This window comes from Pseudomonas sp. FP1742 (assembly GCF_030687145.1).
Taxonomy (GTDB): Bacteria; Pseudomonadota; Gammaproteobacteria; order Pseudomonadales; family Pseudomonadaceae; genus Aquipseudomonas; species Aquipseudomonas frederiksbergensis_D.
In genome coordinates this window covers 4,710,122-4,731,639 of sequence record NZ_CP117460.1, presented here as the reverse complement: position 1 = coordinate 4,731,639, position 21,518 = coordinate 4,710,122, and the positions used below count along the sequence as shown (strand labels likewise).

The following is a 21,518-nucleotide window of genomic DNA, read 5'->3' as shown; positions in this document are numbered from 1 at the left end:
CCCTTCGCTGCTCAAGCATAGTCGATCATCAATGGATACCGATGTTCTCGCAAATTACCTGCACGGGGTGTAGCCCGGGCATCGGATGCTGTGTTTTGTCGCTGTACCGCCATCATCACTGTGAACGTGCCCAAGGAGAAGACGTGGATTCCCGATTGAATGCTTTTCTTGAACGCGCCGATGCGGTTCTGGCCCGTATCGAACCGCTGCTGCCGGCGCCTCGGCAAACTGTCGACTGGACCCACTGCCTGGCCGCACGCTGGCAACGCGAGGGTCGCAACGGCTTTCTGTTGCCACTGCAAGTCAGCCTCGACATGCGCCTGTCCGACCTGATCGGCGTTGACCGGCAACTTGAGCAATTGGGCCGCAATACCCGACAGTTCCTCGACGGCATGCCTGCCAACCACGCCTTGCTCTGGGGCTCGCGGGGCACCGGTAAATCGTCGTTGGTGCGCGCCTTGCTGGCCGAACACGCCAGGAGCGGCCTGCGGCTGATCGAGATCGAGCGCGATCACCTGGCGGACTTGCCGCGTGTGGTCGAGCAGATCGCCAAGTTGCCTCAACGTTTCGTGCTGTTCTGCGATGACCTGTCGTTCGAGTCGGGCGAAGGCGATTACCGCGTACTCAAGAGCGTACTTGATGGCTCGCTCGAACAGGCGCCAGACAACGTTCTGCTGTACGCCACCTCCAACCGTCGCCATCTGGTGCCGGAAAAGGAAAGCGATAACGAGAACTGGAAAAGGGTCGATGGCGAGCTCCATCCCAATGAGGCGGTGGAAGACAAGATCGCGCTGTCGGACCGTTTTGGCCTGTGGCTGTCGTTCTATCCGTTTACTCAGGAACATTTCCTCAACGTCGTCGAGCACTGGATCGGCCAATTGGCCGACAAGGCCGGCCTCAAGTGGCAGCGTGACGAAGAACTGGACATCCTCGCGGTGCGCTGGGCCACGGGCCGGGGTAATCGCAACGGACGTTGCGCGTATCAATTTGCCCGCTATTGGGTCGGGCTGAAGCTGTTGGAGCAAAAGGCATGATCGATTTACAACAGAGCGGCCAGGGCCTTGAGGGCTACGGCATGCTATGGGCACAGCTGGAATCGTTGCTGGCGGACGAGCGTGATTTTATCGCCAACGCCGCGCAATTTTCCGCGTTTGTGTTCAACCAGCTCGATGACCTGAACTGGGCCGGTTTCTACCTTAATCGCAACGAAGAACTGGTGCTTGGCCCGTTTCAGGGGCAGATCGCCTGTGTACGGATTCCATTCGGTCGCGGCGTCTGCGGGGCTGCCGCTGCCACCTTGCAGACCCAGCGGGTCGAAGATGTGCATGCATTCCCCGGCCACATCGCTTGTGACAGTGCATCGAACAGTGAACTCGTCGTGCCATTGGTCAAGGACGGTCGACTGATCGGCGTGCTGGACCTCGACAGCCCGAAGCTGGCGCGTTTTACCGCTGACGATCAGGCCGGTATCGAGCAACTGGCGGCGATTTTCCTGCGTCTGACCGACTGCTGATCAGGCCCTCAAGCCGGCCTTGATCAGCAGGCTTGTCGGGTCGACGGCATCGATCTGTTGTGGCTCAAGGAATTGGCTGGCGTACTGCAAGTAGATTTCGTCGTTGATGAACAGCCCGAACAACTCAGCGTCGATATGGGCGTCACGGCACATGGTGGCCATGATGCCCAGCGCTTCGCTCAAGGACTTGGCTTTCTTGTAGGGGCGATCGGCGGCGGTCAGTGCTTCGAAAATATCGGCAATCGCCATCATCCGCGCCGGCAGGCTCATGTCTTCGCGCTTCAACCGTTTGGGATAACCGGTGCCGTCCATCTTTTCGTGGTGGCCGCCGGCGATCTCCGCGACGTTATTGAGGTGGCCGGGGAAGGGCAGGTGACTGAGCATCAGGATCGTCTGCACCATGTGGTGGTTGATGATGTAACGCTCCTCGCGGGTCAGGGTGCCTCGGGTGATGCTCAGGTTGTAAAGCTCGCCCCGGTTGTACTTGTAGCGCGGTACGTCGAGCTTGAACCCCCAAGGGTTATCGGGTGGAATCAGTTCGCTGTCGGCACGTTCGAGCAGGTGCTCGGGTTTATCCGCCAACAGGGGCTCGCTGACTGGCAGGGTCGGCGTCGGGGTCCGTGCCTGGCGTCGGTTCTCTTCCCACGACACCCCGAGTCGATCATCCAGGGTTCGGGTCCAGGTGCGTTGGGCGATGGTCTTCAGCCGCTGCAGATCGGCCTCGGCCATGGTCTCGCTGCCCAGGTTGCAGCGGGCCACGAAGGCGAAATCATCATCCAGCGTCGCCAGGTTCGCATTGCGCAATTGCGCCAGATGCGACTCATCACCCCCCAAGGCGATGGCCTGCCAATAGTTGATCCAGGCATCACGCTTGAGTACTTCGAAACGGGTGCGGATTTCGTGGATGCGGTCGTACAGGGTCTCAAGCTTCGTGGCTTTGTCGACCACGTATTCGGGGGTGGTGACCTTGCCGCAGTCATGCAGCCAGGCGGCGATGTGCAGCGCTTCCCATTCATCTTCGCTGGGCTGATAGCTGCGAAAGGCCGGATCCTGGCTGGCGGCGGCCGCCTGCGCCAGCATCAATGTCAGTGCCGGCACCCGCTGGCAGTGCCCGCCGGTGTAGGGGCTCTTGGCGTCGATTGCGCCGGCCAGCAATTGAATGAACGAGTCCAGCAGCTGTTTCTGCCTGGCTTGCAGGCGCTGACTTTCGATACTCACGGCGGCCGCGCCGGAAACCGCCTGGAGAAACGCGATGCGATCCGGGCGCAGTTTTTCCAGGTCGTCCTGCGTGCCGCTGTCGGCCAGCAACAGCACTAGCAGGCCCACGGTTTCGTTGTGACGATTGTGCAGCCGGATACCGATCAGATGCACTCGCGGGCACTCCAGCGCGAGCAAGACTTTCTGCAGATCCCCCGCCTGTTCGAAGCCCAGAGAGGTGACGACATTGTCGGCGGTCGACAGTGTTTGCATCCACTGAGGGCTCTGCGAGTCCTGGGGTACGTGTCCTTGAATGTCGAATGACGGCAAGGCCTGTGAACTGCCGTTGATGACCAGCGCATGAGGTTCCACGCGACTTTCATCACCTTCGCGCAGGTAGATCAGACCGGCCTGGGCCTGGCCGATCTGCACGGTTTCAAACAACACCCGTTGCAGCAAAGGGGCGAAACGGGTTTCGGCGCTCAGGCTGTCGGTAATCCGGAAAAAACTCGCCAGGGTGTCTTTCATGCGCGCCATCGAGACGCTCAGTTGGTCGACTTCCAGCACTGGCGAGCGACGGCTGGCCGGAAAATTGAAATCGAAACTGCGAATCGCATCGGCTTCCCGCACCAGCGCGCGCAGGGGGGTGACCAGGACCCTCGAGGTCAGCCAACCCATGGGCAGGCACAACAGCAGCGTTGCCAGGGTTATCAGCGCACCTTGCCAGCGCATGCGGTAGGCATCGACGAGCAATTCGTCCTCCGGCACCAGCAGCGCCAGTTGCAGCCCCTGGGGGCCACCCTCCTGCATGCTGCTGCGCGCCACGATCCATTGCCGGCCCGCGGCGTTCAGGCGATTGACCTCGCGAGGGCTGGTGAGCAGGGCTGCGAGCCCGGGACTCAGGTCGGCGGCCTTGATCAGGCGGGCCGTCTGGTCGTCGACGATCAGTCTGCTGCTGTCGGGGTAGGCGATGGCATTGCCTTGGGCATCGAACAGCACAATTTCGGTTGCGGGAGTCACCACATGTTTGGCCAGGGTCGCCGACAGCTCAGCCAGCGTAAGGTCGGCGCCCATCACCGCGTGCTCGCCACTGCGCCGGGCCAGGGTGGTGCCGACGTTGTGGGTAGAGAAAAACAGATAGGGTTCGGTGGTGATTTGATCACGGTCGCCGAGGGCGCTGGAGAACCAGGCGCGGCTACGGGGATCGTAGGTTTCGTCGGTGTAGTCCTGACGGCTGATGAGCGCCAGGTTCTGATCGAAAAACAAGGATTGGGAGCGGACCTGACCGCTGCCTGGGTGCTCGATACTCCATACCTGATAGGCCGCCGTGTCCGGTGCTTTGACCTGGGTTTTCAGGGCGACGGTGCGCAGGGGGCGAACCATGAAGAAATCGCCATTGCCGTAGCCCAGGTACAGCGAGGCCAGATCGGGGTTGTCCTTGAGCGATTGACTGAACGGCTTGAGCAGCGCCAGGCGTTGCTCAAGGTCGGGCGCCTGGGTTGCCGGATTATCTGCCAGCAGGCTCAGCAGATGACGGATCGGTTCATACGTGCGATGCAGGTCCAGACGGACATCCTGCTCGATGCGATTGAAGAGCTTTTCACTGCTGGAAAGAATGATCCGGGTGGTTTGCCGGTAGTTGAAAATGCCCAACACCACCCCGGTCAGCAACAGCAGGAAGGTGAACATCACGCTGATATGGATGTGCAGGGGGAACCGGCGTTGATCCGGGCGCAGTGGGTTGGGCATTGCAGCTTTCTCCATGATGATGAACACACTGCTCAGCCTTCAAGCATAGTTAACGCTCCATCATTCTGCTTTTTGTCGTGGCACGCGATCTGTTGTTGTAATGCCTGCTCCAGTTCGAGCATGGCGCATTCCATGGACTTGCTGCAATCGGCTACTTCGTCGTGCTGGAACCTGTTATTGCAGGCCTTTTCGAGCGCCTCGCAGCTGTCGATCAATCGGGAGGCCTGGACGATTCGCGCCGCACCCTTGATTTTGTGGGCGATGTCGAGGAGTGCCTGCCGGTCCTTTGACCGGGACAACTTCAGTAGCGTTTGCCGATCCAGGCGGTTGCTGTTCAGCAGCTCGGTCAACAATTGCCGGTTCAGTGCCGGGTTACTACCGGTCAGCAGGTGCAAACCCTCCAGGCTGAAGGCGGGGTCACCCACTTTCGGCGCGATGCGTTCGATCCATTGGCTCAAGGCTGTCAGGCTCAGGGGTTTGAACAGGCAATCGTCCATCCCGGCTTGCTTGCAGCGTTGTCTTTCCTCCGGCTGCGCATTGGCGGTGAAACCCAGAACGGTACAGGGCGGGCGCTGCAGGCGCTGTTCATGTTGGCGAATGGCCCGGGCCATGTCATATCCATTCATGATCGGCATGTTGCAATCGGCAATCACCAGGTCGAATGGTTGATTCTCCCATGCCTCCAACCCCGCCTCGCCATCGGCTGCGACGCTGAACCGATGCCCCAGAAACTCCAGTTGCTGGCACATGAGCAAGCGATTGGCCGGGTGATCATCGACCACCAGAACGTTCAAGGGGACCGCGCTCGGTTGGATGTTCGGCTCGGCAGGTTGCGGCATCCGTTCCGGCGGCAGGGTTGCGAGGTTCAGCGAAACCCGGACCTGTGTGCCGACTCCCGGCTGACTGCTCAGAGTCAGACTGCCACCCATCATTTCGCATAGATTGCGGCTGATCACCAGGCCCAGCCCCGCACCGCCCCTGGGTAACTGGCCGGAGTTATCGGCCTGGGCGAAAGGCTCGAACAGCCGCTGTTGATCCTGCTCGCAAATCCCTGAGCCACTGTCCTCAACCAGCAATAGCAGCTGGACGTGGTCGGACTTGTCGGACGGCTGTAATTCGACGCTGATCCTGACCCGGCCCTGTTGCGTGAACTTGATCGCATTGCTGACCAGATTGGACAGCACCTGCTTGAAACGCATCGGGTCCAGCAGGACATCGGTTGCCGGTTTGGCGGGGTTGAATTCCAGCTGCAGTCGAAGGTTTTTCTGTCGGGCCAGCCCGTCGAAGATTCGCACCACCGAGGCTACGGTTTCGGCCAGGTTGACGCGTTCCGGGCTCAGGCTCAGGCGTCCGGACTCGATGCGCGCTATATCGAGAATGTCCCCGATCAGCTCCAGCAGGTCTTTGGCCGAGTTGTACGCGACGTTGATGGCCGGTCGATCCGGGTGGTTGTGGTCAATACGTTTGAGCGTCAGTTCGAGCATGCCGATGATCGCATTCATCGGCGTGCGGATCTCATGGCTCATGGTTGCCAGAAAGGTGCTTTTGGCCCGGTTGGCGTCATCGGCACGTTCTTTCGCCGCCTGCCGCTGTTTTATCTGGCGTCTCATATAGGCGTTCCAGGCAACGGAAATCAGCAGCAATACGCCGGCGCCTGTAACGATCTGATAGAACACGCGGTGATAGTTGCGCCAGGTACTTTGCGAGGCCGCCGAATAGCCTCGCCAGCGGTTGTTGATGATGCCCAGTTCTTCCGGTGCGATGCTCAGCAGTGCCTTGTCGAGGATGGCGTTCAGTTCTTTGGCGTCGCGTCCGGTCGCCAGGGAAAATGCCGCCTGTCGGGTGCCGATGGTGGTGGTGATCTGCAGTGTCTGTTCGAAGATCCGCGACGAGATGAAGTAATTGGCGATCACCAATGAGTTCACCGCACCTTCTGCCTTGCCCTCGGCGAGCAACTCCACGGCACTGAACGTGTCCGGGGTTTCAACCAGGTTGATTCGCGGAAACTCTCTGCGCAGGTAATCCACCAGAGGGTTGCCTTGGGCAATGGCAAGACGTTTGTCTTGAAGTTGGGTGAGGTTTGTCGGGCTGTCAGCGGCTTTGCGTGTCAGCAGGACAAAGGAGTTTTCCAGATAGGGACGGCTGAAATTCAACTTCGTTTCACGCTGTGCGCTGGGAAGCAGGGCGGCGATCAGGTCGGCCTGATGGTTGCCGATCTTTTCGACCATCTCGTCATCGCTTCGACTGCGCTGGATCTCGAAGCGCAAACCGGTGCGCAATCGGATCAGTTCGAGCAGGTCAGCGGTGACCCCCCGAAAGTTATCGTCGCTGTCGAAAAACGTCAGCGGTGCAAAGGCTTCGTTGACCACCACGCGCACGACCGGATGTTGCGCCAGCCAGCGTTCTTCACGGTGAGTGAGTTGCAGTTTGTGATCGGTGAGAAGAATGTCGCTGCCGGCACTCCAGCGTTTGGCGATGTTTTCCCGTTCGCTGATGGGGATGGCCTTGAGTACCGCGTTGATGATCCCGAGCAGATCAGAATTGTTCTTTTGCACTGCGAAGCTGAAACCATGGGCCTCGTGTTTACCGAAGTTGGCCATGCGGATGTTGTTCAGGTATCCCTTGTTGATCATGTAATGGGTTGAAATGGTGTCACCGAGGAACACGTCGGCCTGGTCGAAGGCGACTGCGTTGATTGCATTCTGGTAGGACGGGTAAGAGGTGATGATTGCCTTCGGGTACAGCGCCCTGACTTCGTCCAGAGGCAGATAGTGATACACCATGCTGAGCCGCAAGCCGGCCAGTCCGTCGGTCAGTGCCCTGGTTTCTCCTTCCCGTGTCACCAGTACGGGTTGATCCACCGCGTAAGGTGTGGACAGCGCAATGTCGGCATTGTCGGCCTCGAACCCATTGGCGGTACCGAGCATATCGACCTGGCCTTTTTCCAGCGCCTCGATCGCCGCCCCTCGTGACGCGAAGCGCTGAACCTTGACGGGCAACCCCGTCACCTTGCCGAGGATGCCTGCGTAGTCGGCCGTGAAACCTTCGTAGTCGTAGCCGCTGAGGGTCAGGTCGAAAGGAGGATAATCCGGGGCCGACGTGCCCAGGATCAATTCACGTTTGTCTCTGACCCACTGTCGTTGTGAGGTATCCAGCTGGACTTCCATGTGCCCGGTCGTCGAGCGACTGAGAAGGGTGTAGTTTTCGCTGGCTGTTCGTGCCGCGAGCACGGGGGGGCTCAGGCATAAAGCCGCGATGATGAGTCTGAGATAATCCTTCAAACGACTGGGCATCCTGTTCCTCACACTAACGCGTTACGTTTTGCCATATCGATGAGTTCAACCAGAGATTTGGCTTTGAGCTTCTGCATAAGTCGTTTTTTATAGGTGCTGACAGTCTTGTTGCTGAGAAACATGCCCTTGGCAATTTCCTTGTTGGTACGACCCTGGGCAAAAAGTTGTAATACCATCAGCTCTCGATCATTGACGGATTTGAACAAGTCCAGATCCGCCCACTGCGCGTCATCACAACGAACAGGGTTCAAGGCCTCGCTGGGAAAATAGTTGTAACCTGATAAGACTGCTTTGATCGCACTCACCAGTTCACTGAGTTCTTCCTGTTTGCATACATACCCCGATGCACCTGATTGCATGCAGCGGATGCCGAAAAGTTTCGGGCATTGTGCGGTTAATACGAGTGTTTTTAGTGGCGTGCTCATTGCGTTGAAACGGGATAGGACTTCCAGCCCGTCCAATTTGGGGATGCTGATGTCGAGGATGATCAGGTCGGGCATGCATTCGCGAACCATCTGCATCGCATCGACGCCATTGTCTGTCTCGCCGACGACTTTGTAACCTTCGTGTTCCAGCAGCATTCGAACGGCGAGACGGATGACAGGGTGATCGTCGACAATAAAAACGGAGTTCATAATCAAATCCCATGTGTGCACAAATAAAGCGCGCACCTTAGCTCAGTAGTATAGGGGGCGCATGAACTGACAGGCCGATAGCAGCAATATAGGAAGAATCCTACAGACGAAAAAGAAAAGGACTACGTACCAACTAGGTTTTGAATGAGGAAGAGTAAATGTTTGGCCGGTGAAGTCGGCAGGCTGAAAGCGTTTGGCTATTGGTTTTTAATTTGAATTTTGGGCGTGGTGTTAGTGTGTGAATTGTTGTGTTTTATTGTGAGGCCAAGGTCAACAAGTTTCTGAAGTCTGATTGTTTCAGCGGTTTTATCAAATAGCCTAACAAGGGCACTCCATGTTCGTAGGCCATTGTTGTAAGTTTGTCCAGTTCGACGGACGTCAGGCTGCTCAGAAGTATCGCCTGTCTGATCATTCCCCGGTGGCTGGCGAACTCGATCAGATCAAGGCCTGTAAGGTCGGGAAGGCATTGGTCGCATAGAAGGATATCGAACGGTTGCGCGGCCTTGAGCATTTGTTGCAAGGCGCCTTCGGCACTGTCCGTGGTGGTCAGATGGGTGAAGCCGTAACTCTCGAGCAGGAATTGAGTCGCTCTTAACTGAAAGGGATGATCTTCCACCAGCAAGATGCGCCAATCGTGTTTGAACATAGGATTTTTCATGCTTGATCTGTCGAGCAGTGGGCGTGTGATTGTTTCGCGACACGGCCGAACAATCGATCAGTCAGCTCTGCACAAGGTGTAGGGCGATTCTGTCGACCTTGCAATACAGATGAATGTCGAGACATTCGACCAGCCGCTTAGACCCTGACGCGGCTGGTCGATGGGGCTTTTATCCGCGGCTTGATCGACCGGTCATTTCCAGCGCCATTTCACCGGCGTAGCTGTCGGTCATGCCGGCGATGAAATCAATCATGCGCAAGAAAGAGGTGTGCAACGGGCCATGGGGATCGGGTGCATTGTTGCCCAACAGGTCGAGTATGCGTCGGTTCTTGAAGGAGGGAGTACGACCGTTGTGCTGCTCCAGTGCCGCGCCGCAAAAGGCGTTGAGCAGGATTTCCAGGGTGGTGTAGGCGCCGATTTCGTGGAGCGTCTTGCGCTTGTCCTGGAAGATTTTTTTGCGCGCCATGTCCTTGGCATTCAAGACGCAGCGTTTGGCCGGGCCATGCATGTGTTCGACAAGGTCGCCCGGCAGCGTGCCGGCCAGCAGCGCGTCCTGTTGCTCGACGAAAGCTCTGGCCGCCGCGTTGGTCAGGTGTTCGATGGCTTTGCCCCGCAGTATCGCCAGTTTGCGCCGACGCGAATCCTGTGGGCCGAGCTGGCGATAGGTTTCCGGGAGATCGTCGCCCACCAGGTCCAGTAACAGGGACTCGACTTCGGCGTACTCCAGCAGCTCCATCTCCAGGCCATCTTCCAGATCGATCAGCGCGTAGCAGATGTCGTCGGCGGCCTCCATCAGATACACCAGTGGATGGCGCGCCCAGCGCTGTTCCTCCAATTGGGGCAGCCCGAGTTTATGAGCGATCTGTTCCAGCAGCGGCAATTCACTCTGATAGCAGCCGAACTTGTGCTTCTTGTAACCCAGTGAGTCGGCGTGCCGAGCGGTCCATGGGTATTTCAGGTAGGTGCCCAAGGTGGCGTAGGTCAGCCGGGTTCCGCCTTCGAACTGATGGTATTCAAGCTGGGTGAGTACCCGGAAGCCTTGGGCATTGCCTTCGAAATTGAGGAAGTCGTTGCGTTCGGCGTCGCTCATGGCGTCCAGCCAGCCACGGCCGGCGGCCTGCTGGAACCAATGGCGGATCGCGTCTTCGCCGGAGTGGCCGAAGGGGGGATTACCGATGTCATGGGCCAGGCAAGCCGATTGCACCACCATCCCCAGGTCACTCGGTTCGCACCACTCGGGCAGGGCGCCGCGGATGGTTTCACCGACGCGCATGCCCAGAGAACGGCCGACGCAGCTGACTTCCAGCGAGTGGGTCAGGCGTGTGTGGATGTGATCGTTGCTGGAGACCGGGTGGACCTGGGTCTTGCGCCCGAGACGGCGAAACGCGCCCGAGAAAATGATCCGGTCGTGGTCTTTATGGAAAGGGCTGCGGCCGAGTTCTTCCGGGCTGTGCACGGGTTTTCCGAGGCGTTCGCGGGTAAGCAGGGTGTGCCAATCCAAGGCTGGTTTCTCCGTCAGGTGACTGATCCCCTAGCTTCCCGGTTCACGCCGGTACCTGCAAGGAGAACTAGAGCCCCGCGGCATCGATATCGATGAGCAGCAGCCGTTCGCCGTTTTCGAAAAACTGCCCGGCAGTGAGGCAGTATTGATTGGTGGTGGCGTCGCGGTAGGTGTTGGAAAGCGTCAGACGACGCTCATCCCAGCCCTCGGCCAGCAAGTGATAAAAGTAGGGGCGCCATGACCAGTTATGGCCCAGGTAGCGGTTGTCGGCTTCCCAGCCGTTGTTGCGCCATTCCAGGTTAGGGGTCAGTTGCGTGCCGTGGCGGTCGCATTGATAAAAACGCAACAGCCAGGGAAACGCCTGCAGTTGCGGCAAGGCGCTGAGGGGCGCGCTGGTTCGAGCCCAGGCTTGCAGGATGGCCATCAGTTCGCTGAGTTGCTGGCGCATGATCATCAGGCGAGCGCGTTCAGCCAGTTTCTGCTGCACATAGCGCTGGCGCAGTTGCGCGAATCGCTCGACAAAGGCGTCTGTGGCGAAGAAATCCGCTTGCGCCCGGGCGAACAGAAACCCTTGTACGTAGCGTGAACCACACTCCAGGGCAAAATTCAGTTGAGCTTCGGTTTCCACGCCTTCGGCGATGATCCAGCAACCGGTTTTCTCCGCCATTTGTGCCAGTGCCTTCACCACGTCGCTGCTGGGGCCGCCCAGCGCGGCGGCTTGGAACAGTCGCATGTCGAGCTTGAGTATGTCCGGTTGCAAGGCCAGTACGCGATCGAGCTGAGAGTAACCGGCGCCGAAATCATCGATAGCGATCCGCGCCCCGGCTTGCCGATAGCGGGCCACGACTTCGGCCAGACGCTGGCTGTCGCCGCCCAGTTCGGTGATCTCGAAGACGATTCGCTGCGCGTCGACGCCGTGCCTGCCCAGTTGCCTGAGACTCGGCAGCTCCTGATCCCGACGCAAGCGGCTGATCCAGCGAGGTGAGATGTTCAGGCTCAGAAACCAGTCCGAGGGGGCTTCATGCAAGCGGCTCAGGGCGTTATCGCGAATCTGGCGATCGAGACGACGCAGGGCGATGGCGGGGGTTCGAGGGTCGGCGAACAACGGTCCTACCGAGGTCAGTTGACCATCGGCCTGGCGCAGTCGACCCAGTGCTTCGACACCGGCGATACGGCCTGTGGCGGTATCGATGAATGGCTGAAAGCAGGCGAGCGGTTGCCCGTCGATCACGAGGCCTCCTTAGTAAGGTTTTGTTCTGGATAAAACCTGGTCGCCAGGCAGGCACGCAGGATTAACCGCTCGATAAAGAGGTTAATCCTGGTGGTATTGCAAGAATGCAGCCAAACAGGGCTGATTAGTGTTTGCGCGAAGAGCCCTGCATGATCAGCTTGATCAGAGGTCCCAGCGTGATGCCAAGGCGAGCCAGACGAGTCAGGCTGCCGATCCCGCCGCCCTTGGCCCCCTTGCCGGTCAGAAAGCCCAATCCGATAACGGCCGCAATGCCCCAGAGCGGGGCGTGTTTGATGCCGAAACCGTCTTGCAGGTTTTGTGTCATGCCACGCACCCGTTGCAGGGGCAGCAGCAGTTGTTGGGATTCGTGGCGAATTTCCTGGCGATGCATTTCCATGCGCAAGCGGATCAGCGCCTTGCGCATTTCCGTGCGTGAACTGTTGCGGGGAAGTTCAGGCATGCTCATGGCAACAGACGCTCCCGATCATTGGCCAGCTCTTCCAGGGTGCCATGGAAGGGCGAGGACTCATCGAAAATCGCTGCTCTCAAACGCATCGCACAGAACAACGCTGCGAGGGTATAGAACACACAGAGCCCGATGATCGCTGCCAGGCGATAGGTGTCCCAAAACAGAATCAACACCAGCGTCGACAGGCCCACCAGCAATAACAAGGCAAAGACCAACGTAAGGCCTGCAAACAGCAACAGGCTTACGGTGCGTGCTTTTTGTTCCTGCAGTTCGATGCCGAACAGTTCGACATGGCTGTGCAGCAATCCAAGAAACGCGGCACCCAGGCGCCGCGGTGATGAGCCGGTGCCCGTCGTGGACGAGCCGGATTCTCCGATTGCCATATCAGCGCCGAGTGGCCAGCAGGCCGATCAGGAAACCCACGCCGGCTGCAATCCCGACCGATTGCCATGGGTTGGTCTGGACGTAATCTTCCGTGGCGGTGACAGCCGCTTTGCCGCGCTCGCGCAGGGAGTCTTCGGTCAGCTTCAAGGTCTCCCGGGCGCGCAGCAGGCTGTCGCGGATCTGCTCACGCAGCTCATCGGCCTGGTCGCCGGCCAGGGATGCGGTGTGTTCCAGCAACCGTTCGGTGTCGCTGACCAGTGTCTGAAAGTCTTCCATCAGAATTTCTTGAGCAGTCTTTGCCTTGATGCGTGCCATTGGTGATCTCCGTAAGTGGCTTCTGAAGCGTTCGAGTATGAGCCTTGCGCGAAGGTTCAGTACGAATGACTGGTACATCTTTTGCTATGTCGTGGTGCGTCGGCCAGCGCCGATGCGCTGTTGCCGGGCATGATTTCAGGAAAACCCTGACTCAAACAATCAAAACCCGCGCAGAGACTCGGTTCCTGTGCGCCAAAACGGTTCATCCGGATCAACGCTTCACTCGGGATGAGCTGCAACTTGGTGCGTAAGTCATCTGTGCGAACTGCTTTGGTGCTTTTTTTAGCCTTCAGGTCTGCCAATCCATGGAAAATCTGCAAAGTGCTGTGGACAGTCTGGTCCATAGCTCCAACACGTTGTTCATCCTTATCGGTGCAGTCATGGTTTTGGCCATGCACGCCGGTTTCGCCTTTCTCGAGGTCGGGACGGTTCGACAAAAGAACCAGGTCAACGCCTTGTCGAAGATCCTCAGCGACTTCGCCGTTTCGACCCTTGCTTACTTCTTTATAGGCTATTGGATTTCCTACGGGGTCACTTTTATGCAACCGGCGGCGGTAATCACCGTCGACCATGGCTATGGATTGGTGAAGTTTTTCTTTCTGCTGACCTTTGCGGCGGCGATACCGGCGATCATTTCCGGAGGTATCGCCGAGCGCGCCCGGTTCGTTCCGCAGTTGTGCGCGACAGCGCTGATCGTGGCGTTCATCTACCCCTTCTTCGAAGGCATGGTCTGGAATGGCAACTTCGGTTTGCAAGCCTGGTTGCTGGAACGCTTCGGCGCCAGTTTCCATGACTTCGCCGGCTCCGTGGTGGTTCATGCCATGGGCGGCTGGCTGGCACTCGCGGCGGTGTTGTTGCTCGGGCCAAGGCAAGGTCGTTATCGCGACGGACGATTGGTGGCATTCGCGCCGTCGAGCATCCCCTTTCTGGCGCTGGGTTCGTGGATCCTGATCGTCGGCTGGTTTGGCTTCAACGTGATGAGCGCCCAGACCCTGCAGGGCGTCAGCGGGTTGGTGGCGGTGAACTCGTTGATGGCCCTGGTCGGTGGCACGGTGGCGGCGTTGATCGTCGGGCGCAATGACCCGGGCTTCCTGCATAACGGCCCGTTGGCCGGTTTGGTGGCGATCTGCGCCGGCTCGGATCTGATGCACCCGGTGGGCGCCTTGGTGACAGGTGCCATCGCCGGAGCCCTGTTTGTGTGGTGCTTTACCGCGGCCCAAGGCAAATGGCGTATCGACGATGTACTGGGTGTCTGGCCTTTGCATGGGCTGTGTGGCGTCTGGGGCGGGATCGCTTGCGGTATCTTCGGTCAAACCGCTTTGGGTGGTTTGGGGGGCGTGAGCCTGATCAGCCAGTTGATCGGCACTTCTTTGGGGGTGGTCGTGGCCCTGGCCGGTGGTTTTGCCGTGTATGGCGCGATCAAGGTGGTCCATGGCCTGCGCCTGAGCCAGGAAGAAGAGTATTACGGCGCGGACTTGTCGGTGCACAAGATCGGCGCCGTGAGTCTGGATTGAGTCAGCGTTCTTCATCGTCGGTGCCGGGGTAGAAACCGTGCAACAGGCGATAGCGGTCATGCCGTACCTGGTCGACCCGGTCTTGCACCTGCTGACCGGGTATACCCAGCATGATCAGCGCGTGGGAGGCAAGCATCAGGCTGGATTCCAGCAACTCGGGCACGACTTCGCTGGCCCCGGCTGCCTTCAACTCGGCCAACTGACTGTCGTCCCGTGTGCGCACCAGGATCGGCACCGACGGGTTGAACCGGCGTGCTTCCTTGAGGATCAGTAGCGCGATGTCTGTCTTGTCCACGGCGACCACCAGCAGTCTGGCGCGTTCCAACCCTATTGCGATCAGCAGCTCGCCGCGACGTGAGTCGCCGTAATGTACGCAGCTTTCATTGACGACGGCTTCCCGGACCCGTACCGGGTCGGTGTCCAGCGCGATGTAGGGTTGATGGACATGACGCAGGAAGCGCCCGATGGATTGGCCTACGCGACCGTAGCCACAGATCACGACGTGATTGTGCAGGCTGGCGTTGAGCGCGCTGATCTCTTCGAGCTCGGCCTCTTCGTTGGGCTTGCGGTGCAGTCGCATGGCAACGTGAGGAGCGGCGCGCAGCAGCAAAGGCGTTACCAGCATCGAGCAGAAAGTCGCGGCCAACAGCAGGCCGCCGAGGTCGGCGGGCATCAGTTTGTTCTGCTGCATCTGCGCCATCAAGGCAAAACAGAACTCGCCCCCCTGGGCCAATGCCAGGCCGCTGCGCCATGCAGTTTCGCCATCGCTGCCGCGCCATTTGACCAGCAGTGCGACCAGGGTGCCCTTGATCAGCAGCAACCCCAGCGTCAGACCGAGAATCAGCAGACCGTGGCTGGCAAACAGCCGCAAGTCGATCAGCATGCCGATACTGACGAAGAACACTCCAAGAAGGATGTCGCGGAATGGACGGATGTCCGCCTCGATCTGATGGCGATAGTGACTTTCCCCCAGCAGCATGCCGGCGAGAAAGGCACCCAGGGCAGGGGAGAGGCCGAGCAGGTGCGTCAGCCAGGCCGTCAGCAGAACGATCACCAGCGCCAATAGCACGAACAGCTCCGCGGACCGGGCTGAGGCGACTTCATGGAACAGCCGTGGCAGAAACCAGCGACTGACCAGCAGCAAACCGACGAACAGCACCAGGGTCTTGGCCAGCGTCAGCGGCAGCGCCCAATACCAGGCCTGGTCACTGCTGCCGGCGAACACCGGCACAAGCGTCAGCAGCAACACCGCAATCACGTCCTGGAACAACAGCACGGCGATGGCATTCTGGCCGTGACGGCTGAATATTTCGCCGAGGCTGCTCAACTCCTTGCTGACAATGGCGGTAGACGACAGCGCCAGACCGGCGCCGAGTAACAGGGCCGGTGTGATCGGCATGCCGAACAGCATCAGCAATGCTCCCAGCAAGATCCCGGACCCCAGCACTTGCAGGCTACCCAGGCCAAACACCACCTGGCGCAGTGCGAGCATCTTCGACAGGGAAAACTCAAGCCCCAGGGAGAACAGCAGGAACACCACGCCCAATTCGGCCAGATCGGGCAAATCTTCGTTTTCATTCACCCAGTTGAACGCTGTCGGCCCGATCATCAGCCCTACGCACAAGTAGCCCAGCACCGGTGGCAAACGCAGGCGCTGGAATAGTGCAATCACCACCAGGGAGGAGGCGAGGATGATCAACAAGTTGGCAAACACAAAAAACTCCGGTGAGGGTTCTGGCTACTCAAGCGTAGAGGCAAAAAAGATGCGAGCATCGCGCAAATGACCGGCGACGCAAATGATTTGCGTCAGAGTTTTGCCGAAATCTCTTGAAGTCACCGTTGCTCGGACGTCGGCTCGACGGCGTTTGATGGCGGGCCTAGAATGAGCGCTTACTTCGTTTGGTCTTGTCGTCATGCCTCCTGAATGTCAGCTGTTCGGCACCGTTGGTTGCCATCTTTGTGAAGTCGCCGAAGCCATGCTGATGGAGTTTGTCGAGCGTGGTCTGTTGGTGGAGCTGGTGGATATCGCTGACGATGAAACCTGGTTCGAAGCCTACAGCCTGCGTATTCCGGTGTTGCGTCGGGTCGATACCGGCGCTGAACTGGGCTGGCCGTTTAGTGCCGAGCAGGTGGTGGCGTTCCTTCGCGAATCCTGACACTGCTGGCGATGCCCCACCTGTCGCGATCCTCGTTTCATCCATTGGCCAAAGGTCGGTTATTCGGTTACTGTATGTGTATACAGTTATTCGGATTGCCTGCCATGCTCCTCCCTGTTCGGGTTTGGGCAGATGATCCCGGAAGTCAGAGGGATGAACCTTGGTCAATGTCGAACAATTGAAGAACAGCGTGAACCGGATGTCGGCAGACGTGGTGCGCGAGGCCGTCCTCGAATTGCGTCTGGATGGTCTGGTCACGGAAGGGAAAACGCCCTTCAATAAACTGCATTTCAATACCTGCTTCGCCGAAATCGAAGCCTTGTTCCAGCGCGCGGGTTATCACCGGCAATTGGATGTCGTGGGTTATCAGGGTTTGTTATACGCGCTTTATGATCCTGGCCGCTGGGAAGCGGTCGATGTGCTGCGCTGGCTCAAGGAGTTCACCGAAGCAGCCGCTCGAACGCAGTCGATACCGGCCTGAGGATTCTCTTCTAGGTTCGTTCCGGCCACTGTTGGATAATGCCGCCCTGCATTGAGGGTTAGAGCTTTTCGTATGTCCACTTCATCTTTTTCTGCTGCGCACAACCAGGCCAGCACGCTCTATCTGCCACCTGGCCGGTGGCAGACCGTATTCGATTGCCTGTGCGAACACTTCAGCGCCATCGGTCGTGAGCAATGGCTGGACAGAATTGCTCGCGGTCGTGTCCTCGATGGACAAGGCATGCCGATCGCCCTGGATCTGCCTTACAAGGAAGGTCTGCGAATTCATTATTTTCGCGAGGTGCCGGACGAAAAACCGATCCCGGTGGTGGAGTCGATCCTCTATGCCGACGAGCATCTGGTGGTGGCGGACAAGCCGCACTTCCTGCCGGTGACGCCGGCTGGAGAATACGTGGAGCAGACATTGCTGCGACGTCTGATCCGGCGCCTGGATAACCCGCACCTGGTGCCTTTGCATCGCATTGACCGGCATACGGCAGGGCTGGTGCTGTTCTCAGCCAATCCTCAGAGTCGGTCAGCGTATCAGTCATTGTTTCCTACTCGCCAGATCGAAAAACGCTACGAAGCAATCGCCCGGGCATTGCCTGAACTGACGTTCCCGATGGTTCATAAAAGTCGACTCATCGATGGCGAGCCGTTCTTTCGCATGCAGGAAGGTCCGGGCGTCAGCAATACCGAGACGGCTGTCGAGGTCAGGGAAAGAAACGGTGATTTCTGGCGTTATGCGCTTTACCCGGTGACGGGCAAGAAGCATCAGTTGCGAGTGCACATGGCGGCATTGGGGGCCGGTATCTGCAATGATCCGTTTTATCCACAAGTGCTCAAGGATGCAGAAGACGACTATGCCAACCCCTTGAAGTTGCTGGCCCAGGGATTGCGATTTGTCGATCCGGTCACGGGGCAGGAAAGAGAGTTTGAAAGCACGATCACCCTGGAGTGGTGATTACAGGCGATCCTGCTTTTCTTCGGTCACGAAAAAGCCCGCATAAACGCGGGCTTTTCTGCATCCGGTTATCGCCGTAAAGATTACAACTCTTTAACGGTACGGATTTGATCCTTGTTGATACGGGTGTGTTTGCCATCCAGCTGTTCGAATTCGTAAAAGCCCGATTCTTCATCGTACTTAGGCGCGTCGACGGCCTGGATTTCTCGACCGTCATTCAAGGTGATCACTGAAGGCGATGCACAACCGGCGAGGGTTGCAAGGCCCAGTGCGAGCATGAAAGTGGCGAGGGTCCGTTGGGTCATGGGTGTGTCTCCGAATGGAAAATCTTTTGGTTGCTGAGCTTGAGACGTATGCAACGCGCGCAAGTTCCTTCGCGTGTCAGTCTGACACAGTGTGATGCGTGCTTAACAGTTCCGGCGTATTGAGGTTGGCCAAACGAGGGTCGTTGTCGGGGCACTGCAGGGCTGTGGCGCCCAATGTGCGCATCAGTCGGCCAGGGCTGCGCTCGCCTTTGGTCCAGGCTGCCTCGAAAGCCGCTGAAAGAACGACGGGAATCATGCACAGCAAGGGTTCCCAGTGTTCACCATGGCGCAACATCAACGGTTTGTCCGGATGCTGCGCGGCGGTTTCACGCATGCTCTGGAGCAGCGCGGCATCGATGCGTGGCACATCGCAGGGGAGTACCAGCAGGTGTGTGTGGCGAGCGGCCTTCAGACCTGCGCGAATACCCGCCAATGGCCCCGGAAAGTCGCCTTCGTCGTCATGGACCAACTGATCCGCATAAGGCGCATATTTTTCCAGGTTTCTGTTGCAGGAGATGATCAGGTCATCACTCAGCGGGCGGGTCTTGCGGTGTAGATGCGCGATCAACGGCTCGCCGTGCCATTCCAGCAAACCCTTGTCCTGACCACCCATGCGTTGGCCACGACCGCCGGCCAGGAGCAAAATGGAGCAGGGCGGCAGAGCTGTATTCGAAGTCATCGCACTTCTCCATGGGGGCGGCGAAAAAATGAGGCGCTGTGATATAACACCGGGCTGTTTCTCCTACAACTGGACGAGCCTATGAAAGCCAAGGCTGATGTACCTTTCGCACCGCTCAACATCGCGGTGCTGACGGTTAGCGATACCCGCACCCTGGAAACCGATACCTCAGGCCAGGTCTTCGTCGACCGCCTGAGTGCTGCCGGTCATAACCTGGCGGCCCGTGTATTGCTCAAAGATGACCTTTACAAAATTCGCGCGCAAGTCGCCAACTGGATTGCCGATGAGGTCGTGCAAGTGGTGCTGATCACTGGCGGTACCGGGTTCACCGGTCGCGACAGCACGCCTGAAGCCGTGAGTTGTCTGCTGGACAAGCAGGTTGATGGCTTTGGTGAACTGTTCCGGCAAATATCGGTGGCCGATATCGGCACTTCTACCGTTCAGTCCCGGGCCCTGGCCGGTCTGGCCAATGGCACTCTGGTTTGCTGTCTGCCAGGGTCGACCAATGCCGTGCGCACTGGTTGGGACGGTATTCTCGCCGAGCAACTGGATTCCCGGCATCGTCCGTGCAATTTCGTGGCCCATCTGAAACAGGCGGCACCCTGTGAATCCCGCGGGTAAGCCAGGTAAGACTGGCAGTCTGATGGCGGTCGAGGTGGCACTGGCGCGTTTACTGGAAATGGCCGACACCTCAAGAATTCATGAGCACGAACGCTTGCCGTTGGCGCAGGTTCAGGGGCGCGTACTGGCCGCAGATCTGGTTTCGACCCTCGATCTTCCGCCCTGGCCCAATAGTGCCATGGACGGTTATGCCTTGCGCCTGGCTGACTGGACGGGGGAGCCATTGGCGGTCAGTCAGAAGGTTTTTGCAGGCCAGGCTCCAGAACCCTTGAAAACGGGTACCTGTGCACGGATCTTTACCGGCGCGCCTGTGCCCGCAGGTGCAGATTGTGTTGAGATGCAGGAGAACGCCGAGGTTCAGGCGGATGAACGGGTACGTTTCACCGAGTCCATGACCCCAGGGCAGAATATTCGTCCACAAGGCCAGGAAACTACCGTCGGTGAGCTGATTTTGCCCGCTGGAACGCGCCTGGGTCCCATCGAACAGGGGCTGGCGGCATCGTTGGGATGTGCTGAACTGGACGTGGTACGCAAGGTTCGTGTTGCGGTCCTGTCGACGGGTGATGAGTTGATTGAACCCGGCCAGGCCCTTGGGCCGGGACAGATCTACAACAGCAATCGAGTATTGCTCTGCAGCTGGTTGCAGCGTCTGGGTTGTGAGGTGATCGATGCCGGCATTCTTCCCGATGATTTAGCGACCACTCGTGCCCGCCTTGGAGAGCTAAAGGGTGTCGACCTGATTCTCTCGACCGGTGGCGTATCGGTGGGAGAAGCCGATTTTCTGGGCATTGCCTTGCGGGAAGAGGGTGAGTTGACCCTGTGGAAGCTTGCCATCAAACCAGGCAAGCCGCTGACGTTCGGACATTTTCGCGGCGTGCCTGTCATTGGTTTACCCGGCAATCCGGCGTCGACGCTGGTGACTTTTGCTCTCTTGGCGAGGCCCTACCTCTTGCGCCGCCAAGGCGTAAAAGAGGTCGAACCCCTGAAGTTTCAGGTACCGGCAGGGTTTGTCTGGCCAAAGGCTGGTAACCGACGTGAGTACTTGCGCGGACGCCTGGAGAATGGCCGGGCAATCATCTACAAGAATCAGAGCTCTGGCGTACTGCGCAGTGCCGCCTGGGCGGACGGCCTGGTTGAAGTGCTGGAGGGCCGTACGCTGATCGAGGGTGATTATGTGAGCTTCATCCCGTTGAGTGAAGTCTTGGGCTGATGCAGGTCCTGGTTCTGCCACGCAAGCCCTGTTGAAAGCATTGGGGCTTGCGTGCGTGGTTGTTCTTTAATTTGCCAGAAGTGTCACGACCTGGTCGAAGCGACTATTGGATATCCAGGTTAAAAGCCCCAGGACCACGGCTGTTCCGCCAGCCGAATAGGCAAGCCTGTGCTTGATGGATTTGACGTCGCCGCGGACTTCATCCAGGTCTCTGCGGATGTACTTGAGGTGTGTCTCCAGCTCAGTAACGCGAGGTTCCATATCAACTTCTCCGGTGGGCTTTGCGCTGCTTTTGAATTCCGCCTGATGATTGGCGCGATTGTCCGGGAACGGCGCGACCGGAGTTACCGGTGGTCTGTGGTCATGGCTTGGCATGGAGTAACTGGCTCCTTGCGTTAAAACCATTCAAGTGGCCGATACCGTTATTACTTGCGATTTTTGAGGCCCTTAAGGGGGGTCCATTCATTGTTTGCACGTCCTTGTGTAATTTACGGGTGATGACTGATAACCGCTGACACAACGGTGTACCAATTGTCCTGATGGGTCAATTGAGCCGATTCCTCACGCTTTGTAAGAAAAAATACCGCTCTGTAGGACTCAAGTGTCCTTCCCCCGGAAATAATTGAAATCCTTGCGACTTTTAT

At 58.4% G+C, this 21,518-nt stretch carries 21 protein-coding genes; 8 read left to right on the top strand and 13 right to left on the bottom strand.

Annotation, left to right across the window (positions count from 1 at the left end):
• Positions 1 to 143 precede the first annotated feature (143 nt).
• Both PSH64_RS21385 and PSH64_RS21380 read left to right on the top strand, forming a co-directional pair.
• Positions 144 to 1,034 carry an ATP-binding protein gene (locus PSH64_RS21385; protein WP_105343307.1) on the top strand — a complete coding sequence of 297 codons (891 nt, stop codon included), beginning with the start codon at positions 144 to 146 and terminating at the stop codon, positions 1,032 to 1,034.
• Positions 1,031 to 1,513, top strand: a complete 483-nt coding sequence (locus tag PSH64_RS21380; RefSeq protein ID WP_305478592.1) for a GAF domain-containing protein — start codon at positions 1,031 to 1,033, stop codon at positions 1,511 to 1,513. Before PSH64_RS21385 ends, PSH64_RS21380 begins: the two co-directional genes overlap by 4 nt.
• Here the strand turns inward: PSH64_RS21380 and PSH64_RS21375 are convergent, their stop codons facing one another.
• The 9 genes from PSH64_RS21375 to PSH64_RS21335 form a co-directional block, all read right to left on the bottom strand.
• Entirely contained in the window at positions 1,514 to 4,459 is a 2,946-nt protein-coding gene (locus tag PSH64_RS21375) for an HD domain-containing phosphohydrolase (protein ID WP_305478590.1), read from the bottom strand.
• 32 nt (positions 4,460 to 4,491) lie between these two features.
• The gene (locus tag PSH64_RS21370) at positions 4,492 to 7,752 is read right to left on the bottom strand and encodes a transporter substrate-binding domain-containing protein (RefSeq protein ID WP_305478589.1); all 3,261 of its coding nucleotides are present in this window, start codon (positions 7,750 to 7,752) and stop codon (positions 4,492 to 4,494) included.
• Positions 7,753 to 7,760: 8 nt separating this feature from the next.
• Positions 7,761 to 8,387, bottom strand: coding sequence for a response regulator transcription factor (locus PSH64_RS21365; protein ID WP_007940027.1), 627 nt, complete (start codon positions 8,385 to 8,387; stop codon positions 7,761 to 7,763).
• Between the two features lie 253 nt (positions 8,388 to 8,640).
• Positions 8,641 to 9,045, bottom strand: a complete 405-nt coding sequence (locus PSH64_RS21360) for a response regulator (protein WP_305478587.1) — start codon at positions 9,043 to 9,045, stop codon at positions 8,641 to 8,643.
• Between the two features lie 169 nt (positions 9,046 to 9,214).
• On the bottom strand, positions 9,215 to 10,546 hold the full coding sequence (locus tag PSH64_RS21355) for a deoxyguanosinetriphosphate triphosphohydrolase (protein ID WP_105343318.1): 1,332 nt from the start codon (positions 10,544 to 10,546) through the stop codon (positions 9,215 to 9,217).
• A 67-nt stretch (positions 10,547 to 10,613) separates the two neighbouring features.
• Entirely contained in the window at positions 10,614 to 11,777 is a 1,164-nt protein-coding gene (locus PSH64_RS21350; protein WP_105343319.1) for an EAL domain-containing protein, read from the bottom strand.
• A 124-nt stretch (positions 11,778 to 11,901) separates the two neighbouring features.
• Positions 11,902 to 12,243, bottom strand: coding sequence for a hypothetical protein (locus PSH64_RS21345; RefSeq protein ID WP_105343321.1), 342 nt, complete (start codon positions 12,241 to 12,243; stop codon positions 11,902 to 11,904).
• On the bottom strand, positions 12,240 to 12,629 hold the full coding sequence (locus PSH64_RS21340) for a phage holin family protein (protein ID WP_105343323.1): 390 nt from the start codon (positions 12,627 to 12,629) through the stop codon (positions 12,240 to 12,242). The genes PSH64_RS21345 and PSH64_RS21340 overlap by 4 nt, the downstream gene beginning before the upstream one ends.
• Before the next feature lies 1 nt (position 12,630).
• Positions 12,631 to 12,945 carry a YqjD family protein gene (locus tag PSH64_RS21335; RefSeq protein ID WP_105343325.1) on the bottom strand — a complete coding sequence of 105 codons (315 nt, stop codon included), beginning with the start codon at positions 12,943 to 12,945 and terminating at the stop codon, positions 12,631 to 12,633.
• Positions 12,946 to 13,250: 305 nt separating this feature from the next.
• Between PSH64_RS21335 and PSH64_RS21330 the strand changes: the two genes are divergently transcribed.
• Entirely contained in the window at positions 13,251 to 14,459 is a 1,209-nt protein-coding gene (locus tag PSH64_RS21330) for an ammonium transporter (RefSeq protein WP_105343327.1), read from the top strand.
• A 1-nt stretch (position 14,460) separates the two neighbouring features.
• Here PSH64_RS21330 and PSH64_RS21325 read toward each other — a convergent pair whose 3' ends face one another.
• Positions 14,461 to 16,173 (bottom strand): monovalent cation:proton antiporter-2 (CPA2) family protein, encoded by a 1,713-nt coding sequence (locus PSH64_RS21325; RefSeq protein ID WP_305478581.1) that lies wholly within the window; start codon positions 16,171 to 16,173, stop codon positions 14,461 to 14,463.
• Positions 16,174 to 16,372: 199 nt separating this feature from the next.
• On the opposite strand from PSH64_RS21325, the gene PSH64_RS21320 reads away from it, so the two are divergent.
• The 3 genes from PSH64_RS21320 to PSH64_RS21310 all read left to right on the top strand — a co-directional run bounded on the left by PSH64_RS21320 (position 16,373) and on the right by PSH64_RS21310 (position 18,059).
• Entirely contained in the window at positions 16,373 to 16,615 is a 243-nt protein-coding gene (locus PSH64_RS21320) for a glutaredoxin family protein (protein ID WP_019582515.1), read from the top strand.
• 160 nt (positions 16,616 to 16,775) lie between these two features.
• A complete protein-coding gene (locus PSH64_RS21315; protein WP_007895054.1) occupies positions 16,776 to 17,096 on the top strand; it encodes a hypothetical protein in 321 nt (106 codons plus the stop codon).
• Positions 17,097 to 17,168: 72 nt separating this feature from the next.
• Positions 17,169 to 18,059, top strand: coding sequence for a pseudouridine synthase (locus PSH64_RS21310; RefSeq protein WP_105343331.1), 891 nt, complete (start codon positions 17,169 to 17,171; stop codon positions 18,057 to 18,059).
• 83 nt (positions 18,060 to 18,142) lie between these two features.
• On the opposite strand, the gene PSH64_RS21305 is transcribed toward PSH64_RS21310, so the two are convergent.
• Together PSH64_RS21305 and mobA are read right to left on the bottom strand one after the other, a co-directional pair.
• Positions 18,143 to 18,364 (bottom strand): YgdI/YgdR family lipoprotein, encoded by a 222-nt coding sequence (locus PSH64_RS21305; protein ID WP_105343333.1) that lies wholly within the window; start codon positions 18,362 to 18,364, stop codon positions 18,143 to 18,145.
• A 76-nt stretch (positions 18,365 to 18,440) separates the two neighbouring features.
• Complete coding sequence (mobA, locus tag PSH64_RS21300; RefSeq protein ID WP_105343336.1) at positions 18,441 to 19,043, bottom strand: molybdenum cofactor guanylyltransferase MobA; 603 nt, start codon at positions 19,041 to 19,043, stop codon at positions 18,441 to 18,443.
• A gap of 81 nt (positions 19,044 to 19,124) precedes the next feature.
• On the opposite strand from mobA, the gene moaB reads away from it, so the two are divergent.
• Positions 19,125 to 19,664 carry a molybdenum cofactor biosynthesis protein B gene (moaB, locus tag PSH64_RS21295; protein WP_007895059.1) on the top strand — a complete coding sequence of 180 codons (540 nt, stop codon included), beginning with the start codon at positions 19,125 to 19,127 and terminating at the stop codon, positions 19,662 to 19,664.
• A gap of 22 nt (positions 19,665 to 19,686) precedes the next feature.
• Positions 19,687 to 20,874 (top strand): gephyrin-like molybdotransferase Glp, encoded by a 1,188-nt coding sequence (gene glp / locus PSH64_RS21290; RefSeq protein ID WP_370694482.1) that lies wholly within the window; start codon positions 19,687 to 19,689, stop codon positions 20,872 to 20,874.
• A gap of 66 nt (positions 20,875 to 20,940) precedes the next feature.
• Here glp and PSH64_RS21285 read toward each other — a convergent pair whose 3' ends face one another.
• Positions 20,941 to 21,249 carry a hypothetical protein gene (locus PSH64_RS21285; RefSeq protein WP_105343341.1) on the bottom strand — a complete coding sequence of 103 codons (309 nt, stop codon included), beginning with the start codon at positions 21,247 to 21,249 and terminating at the stop codon, positions 20,941 to 20,943.
• Between the last annotated feature and the right edge of the window lie 269 nt (positions 21,250 to 21,518).